Raw genomic sequence first — 7,000 nt, 5'->3', positions numbered from 1 at the left:
ACGGGCTCCGCTACGCAGCCCATTGCTTCAACCGCGCTGATGCGCAAAACAACCGCCCGGCTCTAATCTCAGCTGGAGGAAAGCTGGGGGTCACGTCAGGATGAACGGCCGGGTTTGGGCGCTTCCTGCCGTCCCCGATCGGATGGTTAAACGGGAAGGCATTGGCCAGGGGCAGGATCAATAAGCCGCCTTGCGTTGTCCTGCGTACTTGTCAGGCTGACCATCCCGGACGAAAGCGGAACCGTCTGTCATGGGATCGCAACCTGCCGACACGCTATCCCGATCGACGATGCTCGCTGGCGTCCAGTCCGTAGCGTCGGAGGCGATCGTAGAGGCTTCGCCGCGACATCGACAGCGCTTCGGCGGCGGCGGCGACATCGCCGGCAGCCTTGGTCAGGACTTCTGCGATGACTGCTGCCTCGAACCGTGCCACCCGGTCGGTAAGGGGCAGTCCGTCGTCTTCGCCCGCCGTGCCGGGCAGGGCCAGCACCGTCTGTACCGCAAAGTTGCGTAGCGCGCGCACATTGCCGCGCCACGGATCGGTCATCAGCCCCCCTCGACGGCAGCGGTGAGTGAAGGGACCTTGCGCGGATTCCAAGAACTCTAACATTGCCAACGCTGGCAAAGTCTGATTAGTCTGCCATGTGAGAAGCCGTCTCATAAGATGAGACTTTTCGCTGAGGCAAGCGGAAGGGGCCTACAGGAGAGGTAGATGGATCGTTCGGTCAGTCGCCTAGCGATGCTAATCGCTGGTTTGGCATTCTCCCCCGGGGCCGGGGCGGCGGATCGGACAATAACGCCGCTAAGCTCGGACTGGCGTTTCGTTCAAGGCGATCCTGAAGGCGCGGAACGTCTTGCGACGAACCTTGAAGGCTGGAGCACGGTAACGGTTCCGCATGACTGGGCGATTGCTGGACCTGTTGCGGAGGATGCAAAGGCCGGAGGTGAGAACGGTTTTTTTCCTACCGGCATTGCTTGGTATCGTCGCAACCTCGACGTCACTCCCGTTCCGAACCGTCGCTATTTCGTCGAGTTTGACGGCATCATGGAGCGCAGCGGCGTCTGGGTGAATGGCCACCATGTCGGCTACCGGCCAATGGGCTATGTTTCCCTGCGCTATGACATCACGCGTCATCTACGCCGTGATGGGCCGAACGTCATCGCAGTGCGGGCGGACACGGCGGCTGCACCGTCATCGCGCTGGTACACCGGGTCGGGCATCTATCGGCATGTCCGCCTGATCGAAACCGGCGACGTTCATGTGCCGCAAGGTGGCGCGTTTGTCCGCACGTCCTCGATCACGGCAGGGGCTGCCATGCTGTCGGTTTCGACAGAAATCCATAATTCCTCCACGACGCCCCGCGGTGCGATGGTGGAAGTGGTCGTCACCAGTCCCGACGGGCGCGAAGCCGGGCGCACACGATCGCTGCTGACGCAGGTGGAGGCTGACCGCACACAGCTTGTGACGCGCGAGATCCGGCTCGCATCGCCCCGGCGATGGAACCTCAACGATCCCGCGATGTACCGCGCCACGATTCACATCCTGGACGACCGCGGCGACGTGCTGGACAGCGAAACCGTGCGGTTCGGCGTTCGGGAAGCCGTATTCTGGGCGGACACCGGCTTCTGGCTGAACGGACGCAACATCAAGCTGAAGGGCGTGGCGGTGCATCATGACGGCGGCGCAGTCGGCGCAGCGGTGCCCATCGCAGTATGGCGACAGCGGCTGATCGCCCTGAAGGCACTCGGCGTCAACGCTATCCGCGCTGCGCACAACGTGCCCAGCCCGGAACTGCTCGACCTGACCGACGAACTCGGCCTGCTGGTGATGGACGAATGGTTCGATCAGTGGAACGTCGCGAAGACCCCGGAGGATTACCACCTCTTCTTCAGCGATTGGCACAAGCGCGACACGGCCGATATGATCCGGCGCGATCGCAATCACCCCAGTATCGTGCTGTGGAGTGCAGGCAACGAAATCCACGACACCGCCTATCCCGTACAGGCCAAGGCGGCACTGCGCTCGATCCTCGATATCGCCCATGCGACCGATCCGACCCGCCCGGTGACGATGGGGCTGTTCCGGCCAAACGTGACGGGCGACTATACCAACGGCTTGGCCGACATGCTCGACGTCGTCGGCCAGAATTATCGCGAAACCGAACTGGCGGCAGCGCACCGTCAGGACCCACGTCGCCGGATCGTCGGGACGGAGAACGGGCATAACCGCATCAACTGGCTGCCGGTACGTGACAATCCGGCCTATGCCGGCATGTTCCTGTGGACTGGTATCGATTACCTGGGTGAAGCAAACCGCGCCGGTTGGCCCGCCATCAGCCGCTACACCGGCCTGCTCGACCGGACCGGCGCAGCGCACGTCCGCGGGCTGGAACGGGCGAGCTGGTGGTCGGAAACGCGCGTCATCCATGTTGTACGCAACGCCATTCCGACTGCCGCCGGACCGGCGACCGATGGCGCAGGCGGACCAAACCAACCGGTCCTGCCGGCGATGATCGCGGTGGCGACGCCCCAGCCGCCGGTTGCCCTCTTCGACGATTGGACGCCTGCGAACGCGAAACCGCATGCCGAAACGATCGAGGTGTACAGCAACTGCCGCCAGGTAGAGGCGTTTCTGAACGGTCGCTCGCTCGGCACCTTGCCGATCAACGCGAATGCGTCGCCGCGCCGTTGGGCGGTAACCTATGTGCCGGGAGAAGTACGGGCCGTTTGCCGGGACCAGGGCGCTGGCGATATCTCCGACCGGCTTCGCACCGCCGGCACTCCTGTTGCGATCCGGCTGTCGTCCGATACCGGGACGGTCGGGTCCGACTTCGACAGCATGGCCTATGTCCGTGCACAGGTGGTCGATGCGAAGGGCGTGACCGTGCCGAACGCGGCGCAACTCCTGCATTTCTCGGTCGAGGGTGCGGGCGAACTGATCGCCACCGACAACGGATCGGTCACCGACCACCGACCCTTTGCCTCGCCGGACCGCCAGCCCCGCGACGGTAACGCCGTCGCGCTGGTACGCGGTGCCGGTGACGGACGCTTCACCGTACGTGTCAGCGCCGACGGGTTGAAACCGGGCACGATCACGCTGCAGGCCCGACAGAAATGACGAAGTCCACCGTCGACAGCGATCGGCCTGCGCACTGAGCCATTCCATGCATCGATACAGGTGACGCTCTTTGGGTGCCCGACCAAACGACCGCTACCCCTCGTTACTGACCACGCCCCCCCTACACGATCGGAGCCACCAATGCTGCGTTCCCTGCTGACCCTGCCACTCATCCTTACCGCCGGGCTGGTACACGCCCAGACCAGCGGTCCGAGTATCGGGAGCAGGCCGGCACTACCCGTGCCGTACGCCACCAAATCGGTCGTCAACACGCCCGATACTACGCCCTTTCATGACGGTGCCAGCTTGAAGGTGGCCGACGGCCTCACCGTAAACACCTTCGCGGAGGGGCTCGACTCTCCGCGCAATGCTGTGGTGCTTGCGAACGGAGATGTGTTGGTCGCGGAGGCGACGACCGAGCGCAAGAGTAACGACCCGAACTACCGCGCGGTCGGGCGCAACCGGATCCTGCTGCTGCGCGATACCGATGGCGATGGCCGCGCCGACGTACGCGAAACACTGATAGGCGGCCTCAGCCAGCCTTACGGGATGCAACTGATTGGCAACAAGCTATACATTGCCAACGCGAATGGCGTGTTCTGGACCCCCTATACGCTCGGCCTCACCCGCATCGCCGACGACGCGCCACGCAACTGGATCACCCGCTTCGATCCCACCGGCTACAACAATCATTGGACGCGGAATCTGCTGGCCAGCCGCGACGGACGCACCTTGTTCATTGCGGTCGGCTCGGCCAGCAACGCGGGCGAGTTCGGCATGGCCAAGGAAACGCGTCGTGCCGCGATCCTGGCGATCGATCTGGCGAGCGGACGGGAGCGTGTATATGCCGATGGCATTCGCAATCCGGTGGGCATGGCGATTGAGCCCCGGACCGGGCGGCTGTGGACTTCGGTAAACGAGCGTGACGAACTGGGCGACGATCTGGTCCCCGACTACATTGTCGGCTTGAAGGAAGGAGGCTTCTACGGCTGGCCCTACAGCTACTGGGGCAAGAATCCCGATCCGCGTCTGAAAGGGCAGAGGTCCGACCTGGTGGCCAAGGCTCTGACGCCCGATTTTGCGGTCGGTGCCCATGCTTCCGCACTTGGCATCTCGTTTGGGATGAACACGTCGCTGCCGTCGCGTTTCAAGGACGGTGCCTTTGTCGCGCGGCACGGCTCGTGGAACCGTTCGACACTGCTCGGCTATGACGTGGTGTTCGTTCCGTTCTGTAACGGCCGGGCGGTTGGCCCGATGCAGCCCGTGCTGACCGGCTTTACCGACGGTCCGGACCATGTGCATGGCCGACCGCGTGCGCTGGCGACCGCACGCGACGGATCGGTACTGGTAGTTGATGACAAAGGGGGCAGGATATGGCGCATCGCCGCTGCGATGCCCCGTCAGGCAAGCCGGTAAACAGGTCACCGGGGTCAGGACTCGTTGATCACAGCCAGAAAAAGATAGTGGCAGCGAAGGGATGGCGGAGAAGAAGGCCGTGGGGCCGGCGCCTGATGCTGGCGGGGGGTGCCACGGCGAGCACGGCAGGCTTTGCAGTCAGCTGCGCGAGGCCATCGCAATTCAGCCGTCAGTACAGGCAACTGTTCGGGCCCCTCCTCGCACGGACATCGAACGCCTCCACGCCCCGCCCGGGGGCAGCCATGGCGCTGTGACGACGGTCCGAACCGCGAGCAGTCCCATGAGATTCTGGGATGACCAAGGCCAACGCAGAGTGACCCACAAGGCGACATTCACAACTCCGTTGCCGTTTCCCGAAAGCGGACGCCTGTTCATGTCGTTCAACCAACAGCTACTTACCGTGAAACCGTTGGTTAGATCGTTCCGCCTATATGCCCCAGAGATCAGCGATCGCGCGCCGCCCTGCCGAACAGCCAAGCAGACATCGTCCAGCCAACCGTCCACACGATCGTGAAGATCCACGTTGAATGACCGGAAAGCTGGACAATTACGCCAGCGGCGATCTGGGCAAGAGCTGCGACGCTCATCGCGACCGCCATTCTAGAGGCGCGTAGCCGCGCCACGGTGGCGCCGATCAGTGCAATCACGGGGACGGCGTTGAACCACATGTTGAGATCGTTCTCCTCGTTGCCAACTATTCCGACCGCGGCGTTCCCCCATAGCAGCAGCAACCCAGCACCAAGCGCGACGGCAGCACCTCCGCGATAGGCCCAGCTCCCGCTAGCGCGGACCGCGAGCTCGAACGCCAGTCCGACTCCGCCCAGCATGACGACAGCAAAGGCGAAGTCCTCCGCTCCCCAATTCACTTCGGTAGTGAATTGCATCGCGATGGCCGGCAACGCGATGAGGCCGGCGATCGCAGCCCAGCCCGCCAGTCGCCACGGGTTGAAAGATCCGGCGCTGTCCGCCGGCGGTGTATGCGTCATGAGCTTGTCTCCTGATTGCTGGAGCGCCATCACTGCCTAAGACTGACCATGAGCGGCATGAGCAGAAAGTGAGCAATCACTGATATGACTGGCACCGTCCTGCACTTCGGCGATTTCCGACTGGACCCGTTGGACCGTCGTCTGTTCCGCGCGGGCATCAAGGTCGAACTTAACGCACGATACCTGGATGCCCTGATCCTGCTTTTGGAGGCGGACGGCGCCTTGGTCGCGAAGGATCGGTTCATGGACGTGGTCTGGCGCGGCATACCGGTCACCGACGAAGCGCTGACCCAGGCAATCCGCACCTTGCGACGGACGCTGGGCGACAGCGCGACGGCGCCCCGGTACATTCAGACGGTGCCGAAGCATGGCTACCGGTTCGTCGCGCCGATCGAGACAGTGACAGCTCTGGTCGATCAGGAAGCTGGTGGGACTGAGCCCATGATGAAATATTCGCGTTTGCAGTTCGTGCGCGACGCGATGTCCGGCGCGATCGGTGCGATGATTGCCGGAACGTTGATCGGCTTGATCTATGGCTTTGTCGGGGCCGCTCAGCCGCATCCGGGATCCGGCGGTGGGGGTGCTGTCTCTTTGCTCCTGGTCATGATGGTGGTGTCCCTGGTGTCGGCGGGGGTCGGCGGGGCTGGTATCGCGGCGGGCATTGCCGCATCGCGCTTCATACACCCGCGCCGCTGCTCTTGGACCGTCGTCGGCGGGTCGCTTGGTGGCCTGATCACAGGGGCGTTTGCCAACGTGATTGGAAGCGACGCATTTCGTCTGCTGTTCGGGCACAGCGTCAGAATCGCCGGGGCAAGCGAAGGCGTGATCCTAGGCGCGGCCATAGGGCTTGCCTTATGCACCGCGTCGCACTGGCCTCGGTTGGTCTGGGGCTTGTCTGCCATGCTCGGTGCAGGAGTAGGCCTGTGTATCGCACTTGCCGATGGACGTATGATGGCTGGCAGCCTCCAGTCTCTGGTTGTTGCGTTTCCATCATCGCAGTTTGGCTTCAATGGGATCGGTGGCGCGCTTGGCGAGGACGGTCTTGGCCCTATTGGCAGGACCGTCACAGCGGCGTTCGAAGGCGCCGTCTTCTCCGTTGCGACTCTGTGGGGACTGCTCAGGCCGACCTTCTCCCTACTTCGAGCTAACCAAGCGTCCGAAGCGACGTGATCTGGACTGAAAATCGGAAGAGTGGGCGGCGCCAAAGACCCAAATCCGGTCACTCGCCCCCGATTTTTGCTTCCCAACTTTGGGCATCCGATCATCCCGTCGCTCACCGATGTCGCGCACCTGTATAATCGACACCAAGCAACCGGTGGTGCCCGGCTTTCTGAACTGGCCCCTGTTTTGACCGGACGGAATTAAGCCTAAGAAGGAGGCTTGGGGCTATCCCCTGAGCATAGGCTTATGTCCGTGTCCGAGATCATCGCCGACGGCGGTCGTCGCCGTCACTGGAGCACGCCTGAGAAGCTGAGGATCG

5 protein-coding genes are annotated in these 7,000 nt (G+C 63.2%); 3 read left to right on the top strand and 2 right to left on the bottom strand.

The features are described 5' to 3' along the window. Positions 1 to 274: 274 nt before the first annotated feature. Positions 275 to 547: a helix-turn-helix domain-containing protein gene (locus ASE90_RS09350; RefSeq protein WP_055999297.1), complete on the bottom strand. Its 273-nt coding sequence runs from the start codon at positions 545 to 547 to the stop codon at positions 275 to 277. Positions 548 to 712: 165 nt separating this feature from the next. On the opposite strand from ASE90_RS09350, the gene ASE90_RS09345 reads away from it, so the two are divergent. Then, positions 713 to 3,118: a glycoside hydrolase family 2 TIM barrel-domain containing protein gene (locus tag ASE90_RS09345; protein WP_055999294.1), complete on the top strand. Its 2,406-nt coding sequence runs from the start codon at positions 713 to 715 to the stop codon at positions 3,116 to 3,118. Positions 3,119 to 3,259: 141 nt separating this feature from the next. Further along, positions 3,260 to 4,534 (top strand): PQQ-dependent sugar dehydrogenase, encoded by a 1,275-nt coding sequence (locus ASE90_RS09340; RefSeq protein WP_055999290.1) that lies wholly within the window; start codon positions 3,260 to 3,262, stop codon positions 4,532 to 4,534. A 443-nt stretch (positions 4,535 to 4,977) separates the two neighbouring features. Here ASE90_RS09340 and ASE90_RS09335 read toward each other — a convergent pair whose 3' ends face one another. Then, entirely contained in the window at positions 4,978 to 5,520 is a 543-nt protein-coding gene (locus ASE90_RS09335) for a hypothetical protein (RefSeq protein ID WP_156361519.1), read from the bottom strand. An 84-nt stretch (positions 5,521 to 5,604) separates the two neighbouring features. On the opposite strand from ASE90_RS09335, the gene ASE90_RS09330 reads away from it, so the two are divergent. Beyond that, positions 5,605 to 6,690 carry a winged helix-turn-helix domain-containing protein gene (locus ASE90_RS09330; protein ID WP_055999283.1) on the top strand — a complete coding sequence of 362 codons (1,086 nt, stop codon included), beginning with the start codon at positions 5,605 to 5,607 and terminating at the stop codon, positions 6,688 to 6,690. Positions 6,691 to 7,000 lie beyond the last annotated feature (310 nt).

The sequence above is a fragment of the Sphingomonas sp. Leaf67 genome (assembly GCF_001421965.1).
Classification (GTDB): domain Bacteria; phylum Pseudomonadota; class Alphaproteobacteria; order Sphingomonadales; family Sphingomonadaceae; genus Sphingomonas.
Note: the sequence above shows the minus strand (reverse complement) of the source record. Positions and strands in the feature narration are given on the sequence as shown.

What these genes read in the sequence shown, in the direction of transcription:
- ASE90_RS09350 (WP_055999297.1), bottom strand. Translation starts at nt 547, where the DNA reads ATGACCGATCCGTGGCGCGGCAATGTGCGCGCGCTACGCAACTTTGCG.
- ASE90_RS09345 (WP_055999294.1), top strand. Translation starts at nt 713, where the DNA reads ATGGATCGTTCGGTCAGTCGCCTAGCGATGCTAATCGCTGGTTTGGCA.
- ASE90_RS09340 (WP_055999290.1), top strand. Translation starts at nt 3,260, where the DNA reads ATGCTGCGTTCCCTGCTGACCCTGCCACTCATCCTTACCGCCGGGCTG.
- ASE90_RS09335 (WP_156361519.1), bottom strand. Translation starts at nt 5,520, where the DNA reads ATGACGCATACACCGCCGGCGGACAGCGCCGGATCTTTCAACCCGTGG.
- ASE90_RS09330 (WP_055999283.1), top strand. Translation starts at nt 5,605, where the DNA reads ATGACTGGCACCGTCCTGCACTTCGGCGATTTCCGACTGGACCCGTTG.